The 24,556-nt window shown below is 62.6% G+C and carries 24 protein-coding genes; 10 read left to right on the forward strand and 14 right to left on the reverse strand.

From position 1 onward, the window contains the following. Positions 1 to 154 precede the first annotated feature (154 nt). The 8 genes from ACA027_RS02310 to htpG all read left to right on the forward strand — a co-directional run bounded on the left by ACA027_RS02310 (position 155) and on the right by htpG (position 10,961). Positions 155 to 1,453, forward strand: coding sequence for a flagellin (locus tag ACA027_RS02310; protein WP_370680800.1), 1,299 nt, complete (start codon positions 155 to 157; stop codon positions 1,451 to 1,453). A 383-nt stretch (positions 1,454 to 1,836) separates the two neighbouring features. Then, complete coding sequence (locus tag ACA027_RS02315; RefSeq protein ID WP_370680801.1) at positions 1,837 to 3,111, forward strand: flagellin; 1,275 nt, start codon at positions 1,837 to 1,839, stop codon at positions 3,109 to 3,111. A 204-nt stretch (positions 3,112 to 3,315) separates the two neighbouring features. Then, a complete protein-coding gene (locus tag ACA027_RS02320; protein WP_370680802.1) occupies positions 3,316 to 4,596 on the forward strand; it encodes a flagellin in 1,281 nt (426 codons plus the stop codon). Between the two features lie 196 nt (positions 4,597 to 4,792). Further along, positions 4,793 to 6,064 carry a flagellin gene (locus tag ACA027_RS02325; protein ID WP_370680803.1) on the forward strand — a complete coding sequence of 424 codons (1,272 nt, stop codon included), beginning with the start codon at positions 4,793 to 4,795 and terminating at the stop codon, positions 6,062 to 6,064. 360 nt (positions 6,065 to 6,424) lie between these two features. Beyond that, positions 6,425 to 7,882 carry a flagellar filament capping protein FliD gene (gene fliD, locus ACA027_RS02330; RefSeq protein ID WP_370680804.1) on the forward strand — a complete coding sequence of 486 codons (1,458 nt, stop codon included), beginning with the start codon at positions 6,425 to 6,427 and terminating at the stop codon, positions 7,880 to 7,882. Positions 7,883 to 7,949: 67 nt separating this feature from the next. After that, complete coding sequence (gene fliS, locus ACA027_RS02335) at positions 7,950 to 8,363, forward strand: flagellar export chaperone FliS (protein ID WP_370680805.1); 414 nt, start codon at positions 7,950 to 7,952, stop codon at positions 8,361 to 8,363. 2 nt (positions 8,364 to 8,365) lie between these two features. Then, the gene (locus ACA027_RS02340) at positions 8,366 to 8,665 is read left to right on the forward strand and encodes a flagellar protein FliT (protein WP_370680806.1); all 300 of its coding nucleotides are present in this window, start codon (positions 8,366 to 8,368) and stop codon (positions 8,663 to 8,665) included. A gap of 346 nt (positions 8,666 to 9,011) precedes the next feature. After that, positions 9,012 to 10,961: a molecular chaperone HtpG gene (gene htpG, locus ACA027_RS02345; RefSeq protein WP_370680808.1), complete on the forward strand. Its 1,950-nt coding sequence runs from the start codon at positions 9,012 to 9,014 to the stop codon at positions 10,959 to 10,961. 96 nt (positions 10,962 to 11,057) lie between these two features. Here the strand turns inward: htpG and ACA027_RS02350 are convergent, their stop codons facing one another. Both ACA027_RS02350 and ACA027_RS02355 read right to left on the reverse strand, forming a co-directional pair. After that, positions 11,058 to 12,323, reverse strand: a complete 1,266-nt coding sequence (locus ACA027_RS02350; RefSeq protein ID WP_370680809.1) for an MFS transporter — start codon at positions 12,321 to 12,323, stop codon at positions 11,058 to 11,060. 10 nt (positions 12,324 to 12,333) lie between these two features. Next, a complete protein-coding gene (locus tag ACA027_RS02355; RefSeq protein WP_370680810.1) occupies positions 12,334 to 12,822 on the reverse strand; it encodes a RidA family protein in 489 nt (162 codons plus the stop codon). A 207-nt stretch (positions 12,823 to 13,029) separates the two neighbouring features. Between ACA027_RS02355 and soxR the strand changes: the two genes are divergently transcribed. Together soxR and ACA027_RS02365 are read left to right on the forward strand one after the other, a co-directional pair. Next, the gene (gene soxR / locus ACA027_RS02360; RefSeq protein WP_370682494.1) at positions 13,030 to 13,491 is read left to right on the forward strand and encodes a redox-sensitive transcriptional activator SoxR; all 462 of its coding nucleotides are present in this window, start codon (positions 13,030 to 13,032) and stop codon (positions 13,489 to 13,491) included. Between the two features lie 310 nt (positions 13,492 to 13,801). Beyond that, positions 13,802 to 14,281 carry a hypothetical protein gene (locus tag ACA027_RS02365; protein ID WP_370680811.1) on the forward strand — a complete coding sequence of 160 codons (480 nt, stop codon included), beginning with the start codon at positions 13,802 to 13,804 and terminating at the stop codon, positions 14,279 to 14,281. Between the two features lie 170 nt (positions 14,282 to 14,451). Here the strand turns inward: ACA027_RS02365 and ACA027_RS02370 are convergent, their stop codons facing one another. The 12 genes from ACA027_RS02370 to fliJ all read right to left on the reverse strand — a co-directional run bounded on the left by ACA027_RS02370 (position 14,452) and on the right by fliJ (position 24,545). After that, positions 14,452 to 15,474: a serine/threonine protein kinase gene (locus ACA027_RS02370; RefSeq protein WP_370680812.1), complete on the reverse strand. Its 1,023-nt coding sequence runs from the start codon at positions 15,472 to 15,474 to the stop codon at positions 14,452 to 14,454. Further along, complete coding sequence (locus ACA027_RS02375; RefSeq protein WP_370680813.1) at positions 15,471 to 16,922, reverse strand: protein kinase; 1,452 nt, start codon at positions 16,920 to 16,922, stop codon at positions 15,471 to 15,473. The genes ACA027_RS02370 and ACA027_RS02375 overlap by 4 nt, the downstream gene beginning before the upstream one ends. Next, complete coding sequence (locus tag ACA027_RS02380; RefSeq protein WP_370680814.1) at positions 16,919 to 17,674, reverse strand: metallophosphoesterase; 756 nt, start codon at positions 17,672 to 17,674, stop codon at positions 16,919 to 16,921. Before ACA027_RS02380 ends, ACA027_RS02375 begins: the two co-directional genes overlap by 4 nt. A gap of 328 nt (positions 17,675 to 18,002) precedes the next feature. Next, positions 18,003 to 18,749, reverse strand: coding sequence for a flagellar biosynthetic protein FliR (gene fliR / locus ACA027_RS02385; protein ID WP_370682495.1), 747 nt, complete (start codon positions 18,747 to 18,749; stop codon positions 18,003 to 18,005). Positions 18,750 to 18,819: 70 nt separating this feature from the next. Continuing rightward, positions 18,820 to 19,089, reverse strand: a complete 270-nt coding sequence (gene fliQ, locus ACA027_RS02390) for a flagellar biosynthesis protein FliQ (RefSeq protein WP_370680815.1) — start codon at positions 19,087 to 19,089, stop codon at positions 18,820 to 18,822. Positions 19,090 to 19,104: 15 nt separating this feature from the next. Then, positions 19,105 to 19,863, reverse strand: a complete 759-nt coding sequence (gene fliP, locus ACA027_RS02395) for a flagellar type III secretion system pore protein FliP (protein WP_370680816.1) — start codon at positions 19,861 to 19,863, stop codon at positions 19,105 to 19,107. 63 nt (positions 19,864 to 19,926) lie between these two features. Then, positions 19,927 to 20,331 (reverse strand): FliO/MopB family protein, encoded by a 405-nt coding sequence (locus ACA027_RS02400; protein ID WP_370680817.1) that lies wholly within the window; start codon positions 20,329 to 20,331, stop codon positions 19,927 to 19,929. Beyond that, entirely contained in the window at positions 20,324 to 20,764 is a 441-nt protein-coding gene (fliN, locus tag ACA027_RS02405) for a flagellar motor switch protein FliN (RefSeq protein ID WP_370680818.1), read from the reverse strand. The genes ACA027_RS02400 and fliN overlap by 8 nt, the downstream gene beginning before the upstream one ends. Then, positions 20,754 to 21,758, reverse strand: a complete 1,005-nt coding sequence (fliM, locus tag ACA027_RS02410) for a flagellar motor switch protein FliM (RefSeq protein ID WP_370680819.1) — start codon at positions 21,756 to 21,758, stop codon at positions 20,754 to 20,756. Before fliM ends, fliN begins: the two co-directional genes overlap by 11 nt. A 17-nt stretch (positions 21,759 to 21,775) precedes the next feature. Further along, on the reverse strand, positions 21,776 to 22,345 hold the full coding sequence (gene fliL, locus ACA027_RS02415) for a flagellar basal body-associated protein FliL (protein WP_370680820.1): 570 nt from the start codon (positions 22,343 to 22,345) through the stop codon (positions 21,776 to 21,778). Between the two features lie 398 nt (positions 22,346 to 22,743). Continuing rightward, entirely contained in the window at positions 22,744 to 24,078 is a 1,335-nt protein-coding gene (locus tag ACA027_RS02420; RefSeq protein WP_370680821.1) for a flagellar hook-length control protein FliK, read from the reverse strand. 2 nt (positions 24,079 to 24,080) lie between these two features. Next, positions 24,081 to 24,545, reverse strand: a complete 465-nt coding sequence (gene fliJ / locus ACA027_RS02425; RefSeq protein WP_370680822.1) for a flagellar export protein FliJ — start codon at positions 24,543 to 24,545, stop codon at positions 24,081 to 24,083. Positions 24,546 to 24,556: the final 11 nt, after the last annotated feature.

Genomic DNA, 24,556 nt, shown 5'->3' on the forward strand with positions numbered 1-24,556 from the left:
GCTTACCCAACTTGGGTCTTGTGATGGAGCGTAGCGAACGGCATCGCAAGACCCTGGCAAGAACGGGTGGCTTGACCACCTGAAAGTACGGCGCCGGCAGCGGATTGCCATTGCCAGGCGCCACATAAGTGAGCGTCGAAAAGGGGAAATCATCATGGCTATGTCCATCAACACCAATGTTGTGTCCATCAATGCACAACGCAATCTGAGTCTGACCGGCAGCTCGCTGGCCACCTCCATGCAGCGCCTGTCTTCGGGCCTGCGTGTCAACAGCGCCAAGGACGACGCAGCTGGCCTGGCCATTGCCGAGCGCATGAACGCTTCGGCCAAGGGCCTGGCGGTGGCAGCGCGCAATGCCAACGACGGCATCTCGCTGGCCCAGACCGCCGAAGGCGCCCTGGGCAAGGTGGGCGACATGCTGCAGCGCATGCGTGAACTGGGTGCCCAGTCGGCCAACGCCACCAACAGCGACAGCGACCGCAAGGCCCTGCAAGCCGAAGCCAGCCAGCTGAGCGCTGAAATCGACCGCGTGGCCAAGACCACTTCTTTCAACGGCAAAAAGCTGTTGGACGGCAGCTTTGCAGGGGCCATTTTCCAAGTGGGCGCCAATGCCGGTGACAACATCACCGTGGGCGGTCTGGGCAACACCACTGCGGCTGGCCTGGCCAATGTGAACTATGCGGAGCTGGTGAAGAAGGACATTGATGTCGCGACCAAGGCAACGTTCGGTGCAGTGGCTGCGGATGACGGTGCAACTACTCCGGCCGCAACCTGGACCATTCAGGTAGGCACCGGTACCGCCATCAGCCTGGGAGCCCTGGACAAGGCCAGCTCTAATGAGGAGCGACTGGGTCAAGCCGTGGCGGCCATCAACGCCAAGACTGCTGATACCGGCGTCACGGCTTTCCTGGAAAAGCAGGCTGATGGCAAATATGCACTGAATTTGAAGTCGGAGCGTGTGGACATCGATGCGACCACGGGTGATGTCACCTCCCAAGAGGTGAAGTTCACCGGCCTGGACAAGGTGTTTGCCGGCGTGCAGGCCGATGGCACGACGGCCCAGGACTTGGGTGGCTTGGTTGCCGGCGCCACGGGGCTGGATATTGCAGGTGACGAAACCACGTTGGGCAAGAACGGAAAGGGTATCGACACCATCGACGTGTCGACCCAGTCCGCTGCCTGGGTGTCGCTGAAGAAGATCGACGATGCCATGGACCAGGTGAATGCGGTGCGCGGCCAACTGGGCGCCCTGCAGACCCGTTTTGAAAAGACGGTGGAAAACATCGACATCATGAACGAAAACGTCACGGCAGCCCGTGGCCGTATTGTGGATGCCGACTTTGCCAAGGAAACTGCCAATCTGAGCCGCGCGCAGATTCTGCAGCAAGCCGGAACGGCCATGGTGGCCCAGGCCAACCAGCTGCCCCAAAGCGTGCTGAGTTTGTTGAAGTAAGTGTGAGTGAGTCTGTCCGGTCACGGGGGCAATCCCTGTGCTGGGCAGCAATGGTTGAAGTTTGCTTTTTGATGGCAGCCCTGTTTCGACATGGCTGCCTTTTTTATGGCTGTGTTCCTAGAGTCGTCTGCATGGCTGGCGAGAGGTCCTTGTCGTAGCCACCGAAGGCAGAGCGGAGAGGCTTTATCTCGTTGAGCGCAAGTCTGTAGGAATTGTGTATTCGATTGTTAATAAAAAGGCTAAAGAAAAAAGCAGGCAGCCCGATAACAGATATGTACGGAGCAAGCACGCAGCCCGAATGGCTGACAGGGTCCACAGAGACTTTCGCAATTCCGACACCCAAGCAAACCTTATCCACGTTCATCTGCTTCAAGGAATCCATCATGGCCATGACCATCAACACCAACGTCGCTTCGATCAACGCCCAGCGCAATCTGGGTCTGTCGGGAAGCACTCTGGGTACTTCCATGCAACGTCTGTCTTCGGGCCTGCGTGTGAACAGCGCCAAAGATGACGCTGCAGGTCTGGCCATTGCAGAGCGCATGAACGCGGCCGCCAAGGGTTTGGCAGTGGCCTCCCGCAATGCCAACGACGGCATCTCGCTGGCCCAGACTGCCGAAGGCGCCCTGGGCAAGGTGGGTGACATGCTGCAGCGCATGCGTGAGTTGGCTACCCAGTCGGCCAACGCCACCAACAGCGACAGCGACCGCAAGGCCTTGCAGGCCGAAGCCAGCCAGCTGAGTGCCGAAATCGACCGCGTGGCCAAGACCACCACCTTCAACGGCCGCAAGCTGCTGGATGGCTCATTTGCAGGCGCCATCTTCCAGGTGGGTGCGGCTGCCGGTGACAACATCACCGTGGGCGGCCTGGGCAACACCACGGCGGCTGGCCTGGCCAATGTGAACTATGGCGAGAAGGTGAAGGCCGATATCGATGTCGCGGTGAAAGCAACATACGACGCGGTGAAGGCGGACGACGGCGCATCTCCTCCCGTTCCCACCTGGACCATTCAGGTGGGCACCGATACCGCGATCAGCCTGGGCGCCCTGGACAAGGCCAGCTCCAATGAAGAGCGACTGGGCCAGGTCGTGGCGGCCATCAACGCCAAGACGGCAGACACCGGCGTCACGGCTTTCCTGGAAAAGCAGGCCGATGGAAAATACGCATTGAATGTGAAGTCGGAGCGTATGGACGCCACGGATCCAACCAAGGCTGAAGCCATCACGATCACTGGCCTGGCTGCTTTGGTGACGGGCATGAAGGCCGATGGCACTGGCCCCTCCACGGCTTTGCTTGCCGATGCGGATGTGTCCCTCGTAGCCGCTGATGTGGGCAAGAACGGCAAGGGCATTGACGGTATCGATATCTCGACGCAGGCCAATGCCTGGGTGTCGCTGAAGAAGATCGACGACGCATTGGATCAGGTGAACGCGGTGCGCGGTCAGCTGGGTGCTTTGCAAACCCGCTTTGAGAAGTCCATTGAGAACATCGACATCATGGGCGAGAACATCACCGCAGCCCGTGGTCGCATCGTGGATGCTGACTTTGCCAAGGAAACCGCCAGCCTGAGCCGCTCGCAAATCCTGCAACAAGCCGGCACGGCCATGGTGTCCCAGGCCAACCAGCTGCCCCAGAGCGTGCTGAGCCTGCTGAAGTAATTCCCAGTGCAACCCTGGATTGCTGAAAAGCATGCGTTCACCCCAGGGTTGCTTACCCAACTTGGGTCTTGTGATGGAGCGTAGCGAACGGCATCGCAAGACCCTGGCAAGAACGGGTGGCTTGACCACCTGAAAGTACGGCGCCGGCAGCGGATTGCCATTGCCAGGCGCCACATAAGTGAGCGTCGAAAAGGGGAAATCATCATGGCTATGTCCATCAACACCAATGTTGTGTCCATCAATGCACAACGCAATCTGAGTCTGACCGGCAGCTCGCTGGCCACCTCCATGCAGCGCCTGTCTTCGGGCCTGCGTGTCAACAGCGCCAAGGACGACGCAGCTGGCCTGGCCATTGCCGAGCGCATGAACGCTTCGGCCAAGGGCCTGGCGGTGGCAGCGCGCAATGCCAACGACGGCATCTCGCTGGCCCAGACCGCCGAAGGCGCCCTGGGCAAGGTGGGCGACATGCTGCAGCGCATGCGTGAACTGGGTGCCCAGTCGGCCAACGCCACCAACAGCGACAGCGACCGCAAGGCCCTGCAAGCCGAAGCCAGCCAGCTGAGCGCTGAAATCGACCGCGTGGCCAAGACCACTTCTTTCAACGGCAAAAAGCTGTTGGACGGCAGCTTTGCAGGGGCCATTTTCCAAGTGGGCGCCAATGCCGGTGACAACATCACCGTGGGCGGTCTGGGCAATACCACGGCGGCTGGCTTGGCCAATGTGAGCTATGCTGAAAAAATCAGCGACGCTATCGACGTGTCGGTGAAGGCAACGTATGGTGAAGTGAAGGCCCTGACGGATCCCGCAGACCCAACAACTGCTGTCTGGACCATCAAGGTCGGTGGTGATACTGCCATCAACCTGGGTGCGCTGGACAAGGCCAGCTCCAATGAAGAGCGTCTGGGGCAAATGGTCGCGGCCATCAATGCCAAGACGGCGGACACCGGTGTGACCGCTTTCCTGGAAAAAGACAATGCGACCGGCGAATACAAGCTGAACATGAAGTCGGAGCGCATGGATGCGGCCGATCCAACCAAGGCGGCAACTGTCGTGTTTACCGGCCTGGATACTGTGAGCACGGGTACCCCGGTGGATACCACTGCCACCGCCACTGTGATGCTCAAGGCTGCCGACTTTAAGATTGACGACACCGACCTCGGTACTGCGGGTAAGGGTATGGACACCATCGATATCACGACACAGGCCAATGCTTGGGTGTCGCTGAAAAAGATTGACGACGCCATGGACCAGGTGAACGCGGTGCGCGGCCAACTGGGCGCCCTGCAGACCCGCTTTGAAAAGACGGTGGAAAACATCGACATCATGAGCGAGAACGTCACCGCGGCCCGCGGCCGTATCGTGGATGCCGACTTTGCCAAGGAAACCGCCAATCTGAGCCGCGCGCAGATTCTGCAGCAAGCCGGCACGGCCATGGTGGCCCAGGCCAACCAGCTGCCCCAGAGCGTGCTGAGCCTGCTGAAGTAATACCAGGCCCAGTCCTGCGCTTGCTTTGGGGAGGCATAGGACTGGGCATTCAACTGGGGTTGTGTGATGGCCAAAACGGCATGGGACGCTGGCAAGAACGGGGTGAACCCGTCTGCATGCATGGCGCCTGGCTATGGCCCATCACGGTTCTACGCCCACCGAAGTGGGCGTTAAAAAAGGGGAAATTAGAATGGCTATGTCCATCAACACCAATGTTGTGTCCATCAATGCACAACGTAATCTGAGTCTGACTGGCAGCTCGCTGGCCACCTCCATGCAGCGCCTGTCTTCGGGTCTGCGTGTCAACAGCGCCAAGGACGACGCAGCTGGCCTGGCCATTGCCGAGCGCATGAACGCTTCGGCCAAGGGCCTGGCGGTGGCTGCTCGCAATGCCAACGACGGCATCTCTCTGGCCCAGACCGCCGAAGGCGCCCTGGGCAAGGTGGGCGACATGCTGCAGCGCATGCGTGAACTGGGTGCCCAGTCGGCCAACGCCACCAATAGCGACAGCGACCGCAAGGCCCTGCAAGCCGAGGCCAGCCAGCTGAGCGCTGAAATCGACCGCGTGGCCAAGACCACTTCTTTCAACGGCAAAAAGCTGTTGGACGGCAGCTTTGCAGGCGCCATCTTCCAGGTGGGCGCCAATGCTGGTGACAACATCACCGTGGGCGGTCTGGGCAACACCACAGCTGGCGGTTTGGCCAATGTGACCTACGCTCAAAAAACCCTTGATGCAACTGCGCTGAAGCTGGAAGCTGCAGACAAGGCCAGCTATGGTGCATACGCAGCCACCGCTGCAGGCGCTACCGCCACCTTCACCATTCAGGTTGGCACTACGGGTGCTGTCATTGACCTGGGCGGTCTGGACAAGGCCAGCTCCAATGAAGAGCGCATGGGCCAAGTGGTGGCCGCCATCAACGCCAAGACGGCCGATACCGGCGTGACTGCGTTCATGGAAAAGGACAGCACGGGCAAGTACCAGCTGAACGTGATGTCGGAGAAGCTGACTGCAACTGGTGTGCCGGAAACCGTGGCCATCAAGGGCCTGGAGCTGGTGACTGTGGGCAAGAAGGACAGCGATGGTTCGGCTTCGACCGCACTGCTCGCGGCAGACGCTCTGGCAGTTGCCGCTGGTGATCTCGGCAAGAACGGCAAGGGTATTGACACCATCGACGTGTCGACCCAGTCCGCTGCCTGGGTGTCGTTGAAGAAGATCGACGACGCCATGGACGAGGTGAATGCGGTGCGTGGCCAACTGGGCGCCCTGCAGACCCGTTTTGAAAAGACGGTGGAAAACATCGACATCATGAGCGAGAACGTCACGGCAGCCCGTGGCCGTATCGTGGATGCCGACTTTGCCAAGGAAACGGCGAACCTGAGCCGCGCGCAGATCCTGCAGCAAGCCGGTACGGCGATGGTGGCCCAGGCCAACCAGCTGCCCCAAAGCGTGCTGAGCCTGTTGCGCTAAGTGTGGGTGAGTCTGTCCGGTCATGGGGCGCAAACCCCTTGGCTGGGCAGCATGGTTGAAGTTTGCTTTTTGATGGCAGCCTTGTTTCGACATGGCTGCCTTTTTTACGTCTGTCTGTGGCGGCGCGTATCGAGGGCTCAAGTTGCAGGGAAAGCTGCCGATATAGCGGTAAGCACTGGCAAGCGCGATCGCCTTGGTTATGACAGTAGGTCAATCGGATTGCACGGTGCTATAGGTTTTGTTCAGCCTTTTGCGGTGGAATGACTTGCGTCACAATCTGCGAAGACGCTGATGGTCTTGGCATAAGCGTAGGACAGTTGGCAGGAGGCTGGCTGGCTCAACACTCAGGAGGGTTGAAAAATGGGCGTTTCATCCGTTGGTATCGGTAGCGGGCTGGAAGTTGAAAAGATCGTCTCGCAGATGGTCGAGCTGGAAAAGTCGCCGCTGAAAGCCCTCCAGACCAAGGCCACCAGCATTCAGACTCAGATCTCGGCCTATGGCGAGATCAAGTCCCTCACCTCGTCTTTGAACGACATTGTCTCCAAGATGTCGCGTGACAGCGGCTGGAACAGTGTCAACATCACCTCATCCAATACCGCAGTCAGCGGCGCCATGACCGGGATTGCGGCCACGGGCTCGTTCAACATCAGTGTGAGCCAGTTGGCGCGATCCCAGACCACGATGGTTGGTGGTGCAGGAGGCATTGCTTTGCCCAAGGACCAATCCATGGGGGCTGGTGGCAATTTGAAGCTGGAAATCGGCGGCAAAAGCTTTGATGTAGAGATTGGGGCCGGCGACAACCTGACCAAGATTGCAGCCAAGGTCAATGGCTCTGGAGCCGGTATTCAAGCTACCGTGGTGGCCAACGCCGATGGCACGGAGCGCCTGATGCTGCGCTCCAAGGAAACGGGGACGCCACATGCCTTTACGGCGACGGTGACTACCACCCCCTTGACGCAGAACCCCGGTGAAACTGCGGCAGATTTTGCGGCGCGCCAGGCGGAATTGGCCGATTCGACGCTGGCCAAGCTGAGTATGAGTGAGGCGCAGAGCGCCCTGAATGCCAAGGTGAAAATGAATGGCGTGGATATCGAGTCCGCCAGTAATACCTTCACCGATACCATTCCTGGTATGTCGTTCACGGTGTCGGCCATCACGACGGGCGATGCTCTGCTCACTGTGAAAAGCGATACCGAGTCCATCAAAAAGAACATCCAGGACTTTGTTGAGGCCTATAACAAGCTCAACGATTTGCTGTCCAAGTCGACCAAGAATGTGCGTGACCTGAATGGCAAGGTGGATGCCAAGGCCACCGAAGACGGCACCGGCGTTCTGCAAGGCGATAGCGCGACCGTGAGCCTGCAAAACGCTTTGCGCACGCTGACCATGGGGACTTCAGGCTCCAAGGGCTCGCTGCGGCGCCTGTCCGATATCGGTATTCAGATGCAGCAAGGCGGCAAGTTGACGGTGGACGACACCAAGCTCACCAAGGGGCTGGCCAAGGGCGAGGATTTGAAAGCCTTGTTTGCCAACAAGGCGGACAGCCAAGGCAGCGGTGGTGGCATTGCGGTGAATTTCAAAAGCTTTACCGACAAGCTGCTGGCCTACGAAGGAACTTTTGACAACAAAACCGGCTCGATGGACAAGACGCTCAAGCGCAACCAGCAAGAGCAGGACAAGGTCAACACCCGGGCCAACAATCTGCAGATACGCCTGTACAAGCAGTATTCCGCATTGGATAGCCAGATGGCATCGATTTCGGGATTGAACTCCTATGTCTCGCAGATGGTGTCTGCCATGAACAATCCCAAAAAGTAAGTAGCAGGGAAGTTTCTTCTCTCGAATTTCGTGACGGCCTCTGAGGGCCCACGCAACAAGGATCGATATGTTTTCATCAACAGGTTTCAGCAAGGCCAATGCCTACCGCCAGGTGGGCGTGCAGTCCGGTATCGAGAATGCCTCGCCGCACATGCTGATCCAGATGCTGTTTGATGGTCTGTTCCAGTCGCTGCGCGCGGCACGCGGTGCCATGGACCGCGGCGATGTGGAAGAAAAAGGCCAGCAGATTTCCAAGGCCGTACGCATCTTGCAAGAAGGTCTGGTGCTGGGCCTGGACATGGAAAAAGGCGGCGAGCTTTCTGGGAACCTGAAGCTGCTGTATGACTATGCAGTCAAGCAGTTGACGACGGCGAACCTGAACAATGATGCGTCCCTGGTGGATGAGGTCCTTGACGTGCTGCAGCCGGTGGCGGATGGCTGGAAGGAAATTGGCTCCCAGGTAGATGCTCGCGGAGGCTGAAGATGGAGATGCAGTTGTTGGATTACTACAAGGCCATTGAGGCCAAGAGCGCAGACATGCTGCAAGCTGCGTTGCAACACAATTGGGATGCCGTGGTGGATTGCGAAAAAGCCTGCGGCGTGCTGATCAACGAGCTGCGACTGCAGGCGGAGTCCAGTGCCTTGACCGGCGTGGAGCGCAAGGAAAAAACGCGCATCATGCAGCGCATCTTGCGCAATGACGCCCAGATCCGTGTGCTGGCCGAGCCTTGGCTGGCCCAGCTGGACCATCTCGGCAAAGTGCCTACCTCGGTGATGCATTGATGGACGAGCGACATCCCCCTGAGGCACTGCGTGCCTTCCCCCCGCTCTTCGCTCGCTGCGCTCGCGGGCAGGGGGACGCTGCCAGCGCTGAGGGGCGGCCCTTGCGCGGCAGCCCTGGCTTGGGGGATGCACCAGTTTAGCGTCCAGATAACGATTGCTATGGCGCACCACAGCCCGTATGCCGCAAGGCGTACGGGCTGTTTTGCTTTGTGGGGCAGCACAATCGCTCTCCGGGCCGGGCTGATGCCTTGAAAATCGCTGACTCGATCCCAGATGGGGCTGCATGGCGGTCGCGCAGGCGGCCTTGGCCTCCACTTTTCCCCGTATTTCCAGAAGACAAGCCCTTATGAGCAAGCAAACCCATTCCTTTCAGGCAGAAGTGGCCCAGCTGTTGCACCTGGTCACGCACTCGCTGTATTCCAACCCCGAGATCTTTTTGCGCGAGCTGGTCTCCAACGCCTCGGACGCTTGCGACAAGCTGCGCTTCGAGGCCTTGAATGACAGCAGCCTCTACGGCGACCAGCCCAGCCTGGAAGTGCAGATCACGCTGGACGCCAAGGCCAAGACGGTCACCATCACCGACACCGGCATTGGCATGAGTACACAGGAGGCGATTGACCACCTGGGCACCATCGCCAAGAGCGGTACCAAGAGCTTTATGGACAAGCTCTCCGGCGACCAAAAAGCAGACTCGCAACTGATCGGCCAGTTTGGCGTGGGCTTTTACTCCGGCTTTATCGTGGCCGACAAGATCACCGTGGAGTCGCGCCGCGCAGGCCTGGCTGCCAGCGAAGGCGTGCGCTGGATCAGCGGCGGCTCGGGTGATTTCGAGGTGGAAAGCATCACCCGCGAGCAGCGCGGCACCAGCGTGGTTCTGCACCTGCGCGATGACGCCGAAGAATTCCTGAACGCCTGGAAGATCAAGCAGCTGGTCACCAAGTACTCCGACCACATCAGCCTGCCCATCCTGATGGAAAAGGAAGAGTGGAAGGACGGCGAGAACGATCAGCCCGGCGAGATGGTAAAAACCGGTGAGTGGGAAACCGTGAACAAGGCCAGCGCCCTGTGGACCCGTCCAAAGAAGGACATCACGGCCGAGCAGTACCAGGAGTTCTACAAGGCCATCAGCCACGACTACGAAGACCCGCTGACCTGGAGCCACAACCGCGTCGAAGGCAATACCGAGTACACGCAGCTGCTCTACATCCCGGCCAAGGCCCCGTTTGATCTGTACCAGCGCGACAAGCACGCCGGCATCAAGCTGTATGTGAAGCGCGTGTTCATCATGGACGACGCCGAGGCGCTGATGCCCCAGTACCTGCGCTTTGTGAAGGGTGTGATCGACTCGGCCGATCTGCCGCTGAACGTCAGCCGCGAGCTGCTGCAGGAAAGCCGTGATGTGAAGCTGATCCGTGACGGATCGGTCAAGCGCGTGCTGTCCATGCTGGAAGACCTGGCTCGCCATGACAAGCCTGCTGCAACCGATGCTGCCGAAGCCGACGTGACCGATGTGGTGAGCGATGAAGACAAGGCCAAGCAAGGCAAGTACAGCCAGTTCTACGCCGAGTTCGGTGCGGTGCTCAAGGAAGGCCTGGGCGAAGACATGGGCAACAAGGAGCGCATCTCCAAGCTGCTGCGCTTTGCCTCCACCACCTCCGATGCCGCCACCGTCTCGCTGGCCGACTACAAGGCCCGCATGAAGGAAGGCCAGGAGGCGATTTACTACATCACCGCCGACACCCTGGCCGCCGCCAAGAACAGCCCACAGCTGGAAGTCTTCAAGAAAAAGGGCATCGAAGTGCTCTTGATGACCGACCGCGTGGACGAGTGGACGCTGAACTACCTGACCCATTTCGACGGCACGGCCCTGCAATCTGTGGCCAAGGGCGCGGTGGATCTGGGCAAGCTGCAGAACGAGGAAGAGAAGAAGGCCGCCGAAGAGGCCGCCGAAGCCTTCAAGCCCGTGCTGGCCAAGCTGAAAGAAGCGCTGAAGGACAAGGCCGATGACGTGCGCGCCACCAGCCGCCTGGTGGACTCGCCCGCCTGCCTGGTGGTGCAGGACGGTGGCATGAGCACCCAGCTGGCACGCATGCTCAAGCAGGCCGGACAGGCTGCCCCCGACAGCAAGCCGGTGCTGGAAGTGAACCCCGAGCACCCGCTGATCAAAAAGCTCGATGGCTCGGTGCATTTCCACGATCTGGCCCAGATCGTGTTTGACCAGGCCGTGCTGGCCGATGGCGGCCTGCCCGAAGACCCCGCCGCTTACGTCAAGCGCGTGAACGCCTTGCTGGTCTGAGCGTAAGGGCGGCCCGCCGGCGGCCTTACCATCCCACAGCCCCGGCCTGGTGTCGGGGCTTTTTTGTGGGTGTTTTTGGCGGTTAACGTATACAGGCTAAGTTGTTCTTGCTCTTGATAAAGGAGCGAAAAATACGGCTGTGCCTTTGACCTTGGCCGGCCAATGCTTGGCGGCCAGCCCTCGGTCCCAGCACACCACGGCCAGCGTGCACAGGCCCAGTGCACCACCGGCCAGGCTGACGCTGCCCCAGCCTCCATGCAGCCAGGCCCAGGCACCCAGGGCCGAGCCGCTGGCGGCACCGATAAAGTAGGTGGTCATATAGACCGCGTTCAGGCGTGACCGGGCCTCGGGCGCCAGGGCATAGACCACGCTCTGGTTGCTGATGTGCAGCGCCTGCAGCGCGCCATCCACCACCAGAAATCCCAGCAAAAACAGCCACAGGCTGCTGCCCCCCAGCCACAGAAAGGCCCAGCCCAGCAGCATCAGCAGGGCGCCAGCCAGGGTGGCGGACTGTTCCTTCCCGTGATCTGCCAGGCGGCCCGTCATATTGGCCATCAGCGCCCCGGCAATGCCGACGATACCGATGAGGCCGATCTGCATGTCCGAGAGGCCATAGGCCGGGCCGGCCAGCAGCAGGGCCATGGTGGAAAAAAGCACGCTCACCGTGGCAAAGCCCAGGCCGCCAATCAGCGCCCGGCTGCGCAGGCGCGGGTGCTGGCGCAGCAAAGAGCCCAGGGAGCGTAGCACCTGTCCATAACCCAGCCGGGTGGCAGGCCGTGCCGTGGGCAGGCCTCGGGCCAGCAGCGCTGCCATGGCCAGGGTGGCGACCGCGCCCACCCAGTACACCGCGTTCCAGCCGCCCAGGCCCGAGAGCAGGCCGGCCACGCTGCGTGCGGCCAGAATGCCTACCAGCAGCCCACTCATCACCAGGCCCACGGCCCGCCCGCCCGTCCCGGGGGCGGCCAGGCTGGCCGCCATGGGGACCAGCACCTGGGCCGCCACGGAGAACAGGCCCGTCATGGCGGTGCCCACCACGAGCAGGGTGAACTGCTGGGTGCTGCCACTCAGGCCCGACAGCAGCATGCCGGTGGCGGCCAGCACCATCAGGGACAGCACCAGACGGCGTCGCTCCAGCATGTCGCCCAGCGGCACCAGCAAGAGCAGACCGAGGGCATAGGACAGCTGGGCCAGCGTGACGGTGCTGGCCGCCTGGGCCTCGCTCACCCCCAGATCCTGGGCCATGGAGTGCAGCAGGGGCTGGTTGAAGTAATTGGCGCCCGCGCACAGGCCGCAGGCGATGGCCATCAGCACCAGGGTGCGGGTGGACAGGACGGGCAAAGCCGCCGCAGGGGATGTGGACATGCGGCTGCCTTTACAGCGGCAAGGCCGCCGTGGCGTCCACCTCGATCAGCATGCCGGGCAGGGCCAGCTTGGGCACGGGTATCAGCGTGCAGGCCGGGAAGGGGCGCGGGGGCTGATGCTCCTCGCCCCAGTACTGGCGCAGCGCCTGCTGCCACAGGTGAAAGCGTTCCAGCGAATGGTCCACGATCAGCACCGTGAGCTTGGCCACATCGCTCATGCTGGCGTCGGCGGCTGCCAATGCGGTGTGCACATTGGCCAGAGCCCGCTCGGCCTGGGTGGCAAAGTCGTCGGGCAGCTCGGCCGCTGCGTTCTCACCACCCTGGCCGGAGACAAAGACCCAGCGCAGCGGCGACTCCACACGCACCACATGGGTGTAGCCATTGGGCGCGGCGTCATACAGGCCGGGTGGTTGCAGATGTTGCAGGCGACTGTTCTGCGGCACAGGCTGGGAAGAAGAGTCGGTTGGAGTGGGGGCGAGCGTGGAAAGGGCCTGGGCCATGGGGAGATTCCGAATGAAAAAGCACGGTATGGACGGCAGCCGCGAGCCATCAAAAAGGCAGCCATACCGAACAAGGTTACATTCTTCAACCTCAACTCAACTTGAGGTCAATGGTCCGGCCCCCTGTTTTTCAGGGGCTTTATGGGGCCCGGTGGGTACAGGTAAAAAGGTGATGGAGTGATGCGGGAGCCCCGTAATGCCCTGCTGATGCAGCAGGAGGAAGATGCCGGTGACGCAGAGGCCGTGCTGGCCGTGGGCGAGGTTGCACGCCGCAGCGGCGTGCCGGTGTCCATGCTGCATTTTTATGAATCCAAAGGGCTGATACACAGCCAGCGCACCGCAGGCAACCAGCGCCGCTATGCGAGGGCCGTGCTGCGGCGGGTGGCGGTGATCAAGGTGGTGCAGCGCATGGGCGTGCCGCTGGCCAAGATTGCGGCCGCGCTCGACGCTCTGCCGCGCAGCACACCCACGGCCCAGGATTGGCGTGCCATGTCGGAATGCCTGCGCGGCGATCTGGATGTCCGCATCCAGCAACTTACCCAGTTGCGCGACCAGTTGGACAGCTGCATAGGGTGTGGCTGTTTGTCGTTGCAGGACTGCCCGCTGCGCAATGACCGTGACCAACTGGGCGATGCCGGCCCCGGGCCGCATTTCCGTGAAGGCCCGTAGACAGGTCTTTGAACAAGTTCTTAAGCTTGGGGAGTACCGTGAAGGCTGTGACTGGGCCGTCGCAGGCATGCTGCAGACTGAAGGTGCACAGGGCTGGCGCAGATAGCCGCGTGCGCCGAGAGGTCTGGGGAACGATTGGCACCCATACCATCTCCAATCTTCAGTGGCTGCCCCTTTTTGGGGGTAGCGCTGCTGTCCGACGGCTGTGCACCCATGGTGCGGCTGGCCCGTTGAATGGGCTGATGCTCGTTTTTTGGGCGAAACAAGGGCTTCTGTCCTGCCCCTCTCCCCTCGCTGACAAGGAATTCCCATGCTCTACCGCCTCCATGCCCCCACCGTACGCGCGGCCGTGGCCGCCGCTGTCCTGGTTGCCGCACTGGGCCTGGCCGGCTGCCGTGCAGGCATTGGCGTGGGCATTCCCGTGGGGCCGCTGTCGGTCGGTGTGGGCGTGGGCAGCGGTGGTGTGAGCGCGGGCGTGGGCACCGGCGTCGGCCCGGTCGGTGTGGGTGTGGGCGTCAACCAGCGTGGCCAGGTCACGGGCAATGCGGGCGTGGGTGTTTCCACCGATGTGGGCGGTGGCGCGCGGGTAGGGGCCGGCGTGGGCACCTCCACGGTGCTGCATGACCCCGCCAGATCGGCGGCGCCGGCGGCACAGCCCGCGTCGGCTGCCGCTCCCGTGCAGGCCGCTCCGACAGCGCCTGCAGCGCCCGCAGCGGCGCCTGCCGACATGCAGTGGCGCGATGCCAGCGGCCAGGTGGTGCCTGCCTGCAAGGTTGAAGGGCGTTGTTGAGAGGTTGTTACACCCCCTGAGCCGCCTTCGGCGTCTTCCCCCCTCTCTGGCGCTACGCGCCGGAGGGAGACAGCACCAGCGCGGCGGGGCGGCCCTTGCGCGGTGCCCTGACGTGGGCTGCGCCAGTTTCATGGGGTGCCGTTGGCACGCAGCGCCATGGAGAGTCGCAATCAAATGTAAAGCGGTGCTTCTTCCATGGCCAGTTGCTGGGCTTGCAGGATCTGGGTCTGCTCCTGCCAGTAGTGCTCACTGCCAAACCAGGGAAAGGCGCGGGGAAAGGCTGGGTCCTGCCAGCGCTGGGCCAGCCAGGCGCTGTAGTGGATGAGACGCAGCGTGCGCAGGGGCTCGATCAGGGACAGCTCGCGGCGGTCAAAGTCGCGCAGCTGCTCATAGCCTTCGACGAGGGTGGACAGCTGCTGGCTGCGCTGCATGCGGTCGCCGGACAGCAGCATCCACAGGTCTTGCACGGCCGGGCCCATGCGGGCGTCGTCCAGGTCGACAAAGTGCGGGCCACCGCGGCCTTCGTCGTCCAGCGGGGTCCACAAAATATTGCCGGGGTGGCAGTCGCCATGCAGGCGAATCTGCGTGGCAGGGTGGGCCGCCAGCGCGGCTTCGGCCATGCCCACTGCCGCTTCGGCCGCTTGCTGCCAGGGCTGGCGCAGATGGGGTGGGATGTCGGCATGGGCCAGCAGCCACTGCAGCGGCTGGCGCCCCAGTTGCTGGGCATTCAGTGGCGGGCGGTGGGCAAAGGGCTGCTGTGCACCCACCTGGTGGATGCGGGCCAGAAAGCGGCCAATCCATTCCAGCGTGTCCCAGTCGTCCAGCTCGGGCGTGCGCCCGCCGCGCCAGGGGCTGACGCTGAAGGCAAAGCCCGCATGCTGGTGCAGCGTCTGGCCTGCCAGGGTCAGCGGTGCCACCACCGGCACTTCGGCCTGGGCCAGCTGCAGGGAGAAAGCGTGCTCCTCGCCAATCTGCTGAGCGCTCCAGCGGCTGGGGCGGTAGAACTTGGCCACCACCTTGGCGCTGCCTTGCTCGGGCGTATCCAGGCAGGCCTGGTAGACGCGGTTCTCGTACGAGCCCAGGGCCTGTAGGCGGCCGTCGGGCATCAGCCCCACGGCGCACAGCGCGTCCAGCACGGCGTCTGGCGTCAGCTGGTCATAGGGATGGGAGGAGGCGGATTCGGAATGGCTCATACGGCCACATTGTCATGCCCATGCAGGGCCGCAAACGGCACATGTTGCTTGACCAGGATCACGGTGCAGGGCGCGTCGCGCGCCACGCGCATGGGCACGGTGGCAATCAGGCGCTGCATTTGCAGGCCGTGGGTGGCGGCGCCCAGAATCATCAGCCCCACATTGTTGCCCTCGGCATAGCGCACCAGGGCCTGGGCCACGTCGGTGGCCTCCAGCACGTGGTAGCTGACGCCATGGCTGTGCAGATCCAGCGGCTGGGCCCATTGCTTGAGGCGGGAGCGGTGCTGGCGGTGCAGCGTGGTTTCGCTGCGGCTGCTGTCCGAGGTGCTGCTTGCCAAGGGCGAGAGCACCGTCACCACCGCCAGCCGCGCGCCGGGGCGTATGCCCAGCGAACGGGCCACGGCCTGGCGCAGCGAATACAGCGTGGCATCCGTCACGTCCTGGTGGGGCAGGGCCACCATCAGAATCGGGCGCTCGCCAATCTGCTCGCTGGGCAAGGGACTGGGCCGGTACTCCATGCCGGCGGCGCGCACCCAGCGGCGCAGCTTGGCGCCCAGAGACAGGCCTTGCAGGCGCTGGCTGCGCTCGGTCAAGGGCACTTGTTCGGGATGCAGCAGGTCAAAAGCCAGTTGCGCGGCCGTGGGGTAGCGCAGGGCGGCCTCGGGTTCCAGGCAGCGCAGAATGACTTCCTGCAGCCATTCCGGCAGCTCGGGCCGCAGCGCACGCGGGGGCTCGGGCGCCATCCACATGCGCTGGCGCAGGCCGCCATTGGTGGCCGGATTGCCAAAGGGCAGCTCGCCCGTGGCCAGCTCGTAGAGCATCACGCCGATGGAAAAAATGTCGCTGCGTAAATCACCGCGCACGCCCACGACCTGCTCGGGGGCCATCCAGGCGGGCGAGCCCACAGCCTTGCGCAGTTCCTCGGCCAGCAGGTCGGGGTAATGGGCGTGGCAGGACAGGCCAAAGTCCAGCAGCACGGCCGTGCCGTCGTCCTTGATCAGCACATTGCCGGGCTTGAGGTCGAGGTGGCAGCAGTTTTGCTGGTGCAGGCTGTGCGCCGCCTGGGCCATGGCCGCGCCCAGTTGGGCCACGGTGTGGATGGCGGGGCGTTCGGCCTGGTCCAGCCAGTGCTGCAGCGTGTGGCCATGGACTTGCTCCATCACGATATAGGGCAGGCGCAGCAAATCGCCGGCGGCCACAAAGTGGGGCACATGGGGGCCGCTGAGCACGGGGTGAATTTGCAGCTCCACCTCGAAGCTGACGATGTTCTCCGCCCCGTCGCCCGCCGTCATGCGCGGAATCTTCATCACCATGGGAAAGCCCGGGCCGCTTTCCGCCTGGCGCGGGTTGGCGTATTCGACGGCGTAGATATGGGCCATGCCGCCGGCATGGATGCAGGCGATCACGCGAAAACCGTCGATTTCGGTGCCGGGTTCCAGTTTCTTCATCGTCCCTCCTGCAGGCGCTGGGCAAAGGATGCTGGCATGGGTGTGGCGCGTATGGCGCGGGCTGCCGCCTCGTGGTCATAGACCACGCGGTGGAAGGTCAGGGTGAAGGCCATTTCGTCGAACAGCGCATACATGGCGCGGGTGTCGCCATCGCGGGGCTGGCCGCAGGAGCCGACGATGGCCAGCCATTGCCGGTAAGGCGGTACCGGTACGGGCACGCCGGGCTGGGGCGTGAAACGCATCAGCTTGGCCGTGGGCGTGAGGAAGTACAGCGCTTGCTCATGCACATGGCCGCTGAACACATAGCGGATATTGGGGTCGATCTGGGTGGCCGCACTCATGCTGCGCTCGGCAGCGGCGCTGTTGTCCACATAGTGCCAGCGCTGGGGGCCGTCGGCGCTGGCATGCACCAGCAGCACCTGGCCGGCCAGATGGGTCAGCGGCAGGCCACGCAGAAAGTCGCGTTGGCTGACCGAGAGCTGGTCATGCGTCCACTGCGCGCCCTGGGCGCCCACATGGGTCACCTGCTCGGGTGGGGACACGGCCATGGCATCGTGGTTGCCTTGCACGGCCCAGGCGCCCTGGGCCACCTCCTGCATCACCTGCTCCAGCACGGCAGCGGGCTCACCGCCATAGCCGACCAGATCGCCCAGCAAGGCAATGCGCGTGGCGCCCTGGGCACGGGCATGTTCCAGGCAGGCCGTCAGAGCCTGGCGATTGGCGTGGATGTCGGAGATCAGGGCTAGCTTCATGCACCGCATCTTGCCCACCCAAGCTGGCAGGGGGCTTGCAAATCAGCTGCGGGTTTTGCCCAGTGAGCAACGTAAAAATAGGAGCTATCGCTGCTTTGAATGCATGGCTTTACGATGAAAATCATACAGAAGACGAATGACTAAAAGCGATGGGTGCTCTCTTTTTCGAGGGCATCGCTATGCTGCTGAGGATATGTCAGCGGCACAGAAACTGGCGAAGCCCAGGCCAGGGCACCGCGCAAGGGCCGCCCCGCCGCGCTGGTGCCGTCCCCCTCCTACGCTTAGCGTGAGAGAGGGGGAAGCGGCGCAGCCGCTCAGGGGGAGCTCTTCAAAAGCTCACCGCCCCAAAAATCCCCAGCGTCTGCTCAAACAGCCGCAGCAGTGGCTGCTCCATCATGGGCAGCGTGGCCGTGATGCCCAGCATGCCCACCGTCAGCGTGACCGGAAAGCCCACGGCAAAAATATTCATCTGCGGCGCAATGCGCGAGATGATGCCCATGGTCAGGTTCACAAACAGCAGCAGCGCCATCATGGGCAGGGCAATCCACAGCGCGCTGGAGAAGATGGCCGAGCCCAGCGCGTGAATGCGCATCTGCGACACCGCATGCATGAAGTTGCCATCCACCGGAAAGGCCTGGTAGCTGTTGATCACGGCCATCAGCACCACCAGATGACCGTTGATGGCCACAAACAGCAGCGTGAAGATCTGCACCAGAAACCGCGATACGGCACTGAGCTGTGCATTGCTGACCGGGTCGAAGAAAGAGGCGAAGTTCAGGCCCATCTGCAGGCCCACCAGCTCGCCCGCCACCTCGACGGCGGCAATCGCCAGGCGGGCCGCAAAGCCGATGGCCAGGCCCACACCTACCTGCTGCAGCACCACGCCCAGCGCATCGGGTGAGTTGACGCTGACCACGGGCTGGTCGATCAGCGTGGCCTGGGCACACAGCGCAATCACAAAGGCCATGGCCACCTTGGCCCGCATGGGGATGGCGCGCTGCGAGAACACGGGCGCCACAGCGAACATGGCCAGGGTGCGCAAAAACGGCCAGAACACCGGCGACAGCCAGGCCATGATTTGCGGCTCGGAAAAACCAAACACCGGGGATTGCCTGTGAAAAATAAAAGCGGGCCGCAGGCAGGCGTCAGCCCAGCGCCAGCGGAATGCTCTCTATGGTGCGGCGGATAAAGTCCACCAGCGTGCTGATCATCCACGGCCCGGCAATCAGGAACACCAGCACCGCTGCGACCAGCTTGGGCACAAAGGACAAGGTGTTCTCATTGATCTGCGTTACCGCCTGGAAAATACTCACCACCAGGCCCACGGCCATCACGGTCAGCAGCACGGGCAGTGCAATCATCAGCAGCATCGTCAGCGCCTCTCGGCCAAACGTCAGCACCATTTGCGCGTTCATGGCAGCTCCTAATGGCTAGATGGCAAAACTGGCAGCAAGCGAACCTATCAACAGGTTCCAGCCATCGGCCAGTACAAACAACATGATCTTGAAGGGCAGCGCCACCAGCACCGGTGACAGCATCATCATGCCCAGCGACATCAAAATGGATGACACCACCATGTCGATGATCAGAAACGGAATGAAGATCATGAAGCCGATCTGGAATGCCGTTTTCAGCTCGCTGATCACAAAAGACGGCACCACCACACGGAAGGGCGCGTCCTCGATCTTGGTCTCCGCAGGCAGCTTGGCCAGACGGGCAAACAGCGCATAGTCGGACTGGCGCGTCTGGCGCTGCATGAAGTCACGCATGGGCAGTTGGGCCTTGTCCACGGCTTCTTCAAACGTAATCGTGCCCTTGCTATAGGGCTGGTAGGCATCGGCGTAGACCTTGTCCAGCGTCGGCCCCATGACAAAAAGCGTCAGGAACAGCGACAGCCCAATCACCACCTGATTGGGCGGCGAGGACTGTGTGCCCAGGGCCTGGCGCAGCAGGCCCAGCACGATGACGATGCGGGTAAAGCCCGTCATCATCAACAAAATGGCCGGCAGAAACGACAGCGCCGTAAAGAACAGCAGCGTCTGGATGGGCACCGAAAAATTCGTACTGCCTCCGCCCGACCCCATCAGCAGCGGCAGGCTGGGCGCATTCTGTGCCCAGGCCAGCCCGGGCAATGCCGCACAGGCCAGGGTGCAGGCCGTCCAACGTGCGAATGAGGAGGTGCGAAGCATGGGAAACGATTCCGGAAAGGTAGGCAGAAAAAGCCTGGACCGCGCAGATGCGCGGCCTCTGCGTTACTGAGGGCCCCTGGCCGACTCTTGGGAAGCCATCTGCTCCATGGCCTGAGAGAACGAAGCCTGCGATGTCTGCAACCCAGGCGATACCTGCGATGCGGAGGCCACAGCTGCTGGCCCGCCCTCCAGTACATGCAAGCAGTGGATGTTCTGCGCTGTCACGCCCAGCACCAGGCGGGTGCGCTGTGCGCCCTGCCCCACCTCCACCACCACAATGCGCTGGCCAGGTGACAGCGACACGGTGGACAAGACCTGCGTCTGCACACCTTGCTCGCCCCGCGCCACCAGTTGCCGCTGCTGCCAGCGGCGCAGCAGCCAGGGCAGCGACGCCATGACGGCAACAAACAACACCAGTACCGCAATGGTCTGGAAGTTGGAGGCCGACGCGGCGGCAGTGTTATCCACGGCTGACCCGGCGCAAGCGCTCGGATGGTGTCACCACGTCGGTCAGGCGGATACCGAACTTGTCGTTCACCACCACCACTTCGCCCTGGGCAATGAGGTAGCCATTGACCAACACGTCCATGGGCTCACCCGCCAACGCGTCCAGCTCCACCACCGAGCCCTGGGCCAGTTGCAGGATGTACTTGATCGGCACCTTGGTGCGGCCCAGTTCCACCGACAGCTGGACGGGGATGTCCAGCACCATGTTGATGTCATTGACCGGCACTTCCGTGCCTCGCGCATAGGCGGGATCGCCGCTGAGCGGGCCACCCTGTTCGGGATCGAGCACAGATTGGTCGTCGACCTTTTTCTGCTCGTCCATTGCCTCTGCCCAGTCCGAGAACGGGTCATCGCCCTCGCCCGCACCAGCGCCGGTGTTTTGCTCAGTTGCCATTCTTCTCTCCCGTCCAGTTCCCATCCACACCGCGCAGGCATTGCTCGACGCGGATAGCGTATTTGTTGTTGTAAGTCCCGTACTGGCAATCGAAGACGGGCACTCCGCCAATCGACGCCTTGATACGCGGCTCACGGTCTAATTCAATGAAATCGCCCGGCTTCATCGCCAGCAGCTGCTCCACCGTCGCATCGGCACGGGCCAGCTCGGCCACCAGCGTCACCTCGGCCGACTGGATTTCGCGCGTCAGCACCTTCACCCAGCGGCGGTCCACTTCCATGGAGTCGCCCTGGGTGGACGAATACAGGATGTCGCGAATCGGCTCCAGCGTGGCGTACGGATAGCACATGTGGATGGAGCCGGAGATGTCGCCGATTTCCAGCTGGAACGCGGTGGACACCACGATTTCGCTGGGCGTGGCGATGTTCGCAAACTGCGGCTGCATTTCCGAGCGCTGGTAAGCCAGCTCCAGCGGGTAGATACCGTGCCAGGCTTTTTTGTATTCCTCGCAGATCACATCCACCAGGCGGTTGATCACGCGCTGCTCGGTGGCGGAAAAGTCACGGCCTTCGATACGCGTTTGCAAGCGGCCTGCGCCGCCATACAGCGTGTCGATGATGCCGAACACCAGCGAGGGGTCACACACCACCAGACCGTTGCCACGCAAGGGGCGGATGGCCACGATGTTGAAATTGGTCGGCACCGCAAGGCGGCGCAGAAAAGCACTGTAGCGCTGCACGCTCACCGTACCCACCGAGACTTCGGGGCTGCGGCGGATGAAGTTGAACAGTCCAATACGGAAATTGCGTGCAAAACGCTCGTTGACGATTTCCATGGTCGGCATACGACCACGGACAATCCGTTCCTGGCTGGAGATATCGTAGTTGCGGACGGCGGTATCGTCGACGTCGCCCACCTCCGACTTCTGACTCTCCCCCGTTACCCCTTCCAGAAGGGCATCAACTTCTTCTTGCGAGAGAAAGGAATCACTCATGGCCCTGGCTCCCGCGCTTACTGAATGATGAAGCTGGAGAACAGCACGCGGCGCACCGGACTGGTGCGGCGGCGCGGGCGCTCTTCGTACTCGTCGTCACCTTCGTCCGCACGGTCTTCCGATGCGCGGGGCGCAGTGCCCTTGAAGCCCAGCGGCCTGGCCACTTCCGCCAGGATGTCAGCCGCCAGCTTTTCCTTGCCTTCACGGCGTAGCAGCTCATCGGCCGTGCGCTGAGACACCAGCATCAGCACGCTGTTGCGGATGCTGGGCATGTACTGCTTGACGGCCGTCGAGGTCTTTTCGTCTTGCAATTCCAGCGTGATGCCGATCTGGGCAAAGCGGTCACCACCGGCATCCGCCAGGTTGACCACCATGTTCTCCATGGGCAAGAACGTGGGCACCTGCACTGCAGCGGCCTTGGTTTCGCCCCCGTCCTCGTCGGCGGCATGGCGCTGCTTGTTCACCAGGAACAAGCCCAAAGCGGCCGCAACAATCACCAACAATGCGACAACGGCGCCGATCACGATCAGTTTTTTGCTCTTGGCAGGCTCTTTGCCAGGCGGTGCTGCAGAGGTATTGGCGGACACGTGTGGATTCCTTGGTGGAAAATAAGAACTGCCCGGCTTGGAAGCTGGCATTCATGGCTCCGGCGGGAGACCGCTCTGCATCTTCAGAGTGATCCTCTCCCTCGCGGCAGTCAACAAAATGCTCAACGTCAAGCCCCATACGGGCCTTTGGACGCCAATTATTCCGGGCGCAGCGGAAATCATAGCCAGAATAAAGCGCCCAAACATCGCCCAATCCCCACGGCTCACATTCTTCGGCGTCCCTGGCAAGGGCGGCAACGCAGCGCCAACCCCGGTTTGGCAGTGCCCGCACCGCTGGCCGGACCGCTCCATCATGGCCCTGGCTGGCGAAAGATTCCATAAAAAAGGGGCGCAACCTGCGCCCCATTACCTTGGAATACCTGGATTCTCGCACGCACTCAGGCAAAAACATCCACTCCTTGCGCTGTGCGTGCCGCGCTTGCAGCCACCATCTGCGGCTCCACGCCTTCCAGACCCACGCCGCGCAGCCGCACACGCTGTGCGCCATCGGGCATAAAGCCCGGCTGCTGGCGGTCGCTCCCTGCCTGCCCACCGCCGGCCTGGGTTTGCACCTGCACCCCTGCCAGCTCCACACCCTGCGCGGCCAGCATGTCCCGCAATTGGGACAGGCTGGCGTCCAACTGGCTGCGGGTAGTCTCGGCATCGCTGCGGAAGGTGATGTGGGCCGTATTGCCATCCAAAGCCACCTGCACCCGCACCGGCGCGCCATCGCGCTCCAGCACCAGCTCGGCCCGCTGCTGCCGGGCATTCATCCAGAACGCCATGTCCGGCTCGGCCTGTGCCCCCTGGGTATCACCTTGGGCTTGCTGGCTGGCCGCAGCCTGTGCCACGGCGCTGTCCAGCAGGCGCCCGCTGCCACCAGCCAAATGGCCTTGCGCCGCTGCGGCATCGGTCACCGCGCTGCCACTGTCATCCGCCGACTTGCTGCCCGCGCGACGCAGGCCTGCGGCCTCCGGTGCGCCCGTGGCCGCCAGAAATTGCGACATCTGCCCCATCAGCCGCTGCATGGCCTCGGCAGGCTGGGCCTGGCGGTCCACCGCCACCCATTGCCCATCCAACGCCACGCGGCCTTCGCCTGCGCGCTCGCCGCGCTGCATGGCATCGCCATCCATTTGCATGGCTGCCGCCACATCGTCCAACGCCTGTCCGGCTGCCTGGGTCAGCGCGCTGGCAGCCATACCGGCCTGCATCGCCTGCCCCAATGGCTGGCCTGCAGCCTGGGAAGCGGCCTCCGCCAACGTGGCCACACCCTGTGCCACCACCGGGGTGGCACCGGCGCTGTGCGCCAACATGGACTGGTGCGACAGCCCCAAGGGGTCTCCGGCCTCCAGCCTTGCCTGCAAATGGGTGCCGTTGCGCACGGACACATCACCCGACTGGTCCAGCTGTGCTGTCTGCCCCACCAGGCTGTGCACGGCCGTCCAGGCCATATCACCGACCCAGGGCAGCATCTGCGTCGCGGCGTCCTCCACCGGCGCGGGCACGACCTCGGTCACCACGCTTTTTGCAGCCTGGGCGACCTCCGTCACGGTTTGTGCCACCGCAACCGGCAGCCCGGCTGCCTGCAGCAGCCGCGAAAAGCCGGCGCCGCCATCTGGCAACTCTGCGCCCTCGGCATCGCCGCTGCGACTCTTGCGTAGCGATGCAGCACCCTCGGCGGGCTTGGAGCCTGCCGTGGTGACCGCTGTGGGAATGGGGGTGGTGACAGCCATGGTCAGGCCTCCTGAAACTGCATGCCGAAAGTGCGTCCGATGAACTGCAGGGCCGCACGTTCATCCGTCTGTTTTTGCTCGCGGCGCATCTGCGCCAGCACGATATCGCGGCGACGCGTTTCCACCACCTTGTTCAGGCTGGTCAAACGCAGCTCGGTCGCCATCAACGCTTTCTGGGAAGCCTCCAGGCGCAGGGCCTGGTCTTGCACCACCTTGGTCTGCAGCTGAATCGCGTGCTGCAGCCGGGCCATGAATTGCTCATGGTGGTACATCACTTCCAGCTTCAGCTGCGCGCCTTCCTGTGGCGCCCAACGCTGCTGCATTTCCAGGACATAGTTTTGCAGCTGCTCCATTTGCGACTGCGCAGCCTCCGAGGCACGCTGGCGCTCGCGCAGGGCGTTTCTCGCCTCGTCGCGTTTGCGTGTCGCCATCTCAATGGCCACCGTCAGTGCGTGCAATGATGACATCTGCCTTTTCC

Origin of the sequence: Comamonas sp. GB3 AK4-5 (assembly GCF_041320665.1) — a bacterium.
Taxonomy (GTDB): domain Bacteria; phylum Pseudomonadota; class Gammaproteobacteria; order Burkholderiales; family Burkholderiaceae_C; genus Comamonas.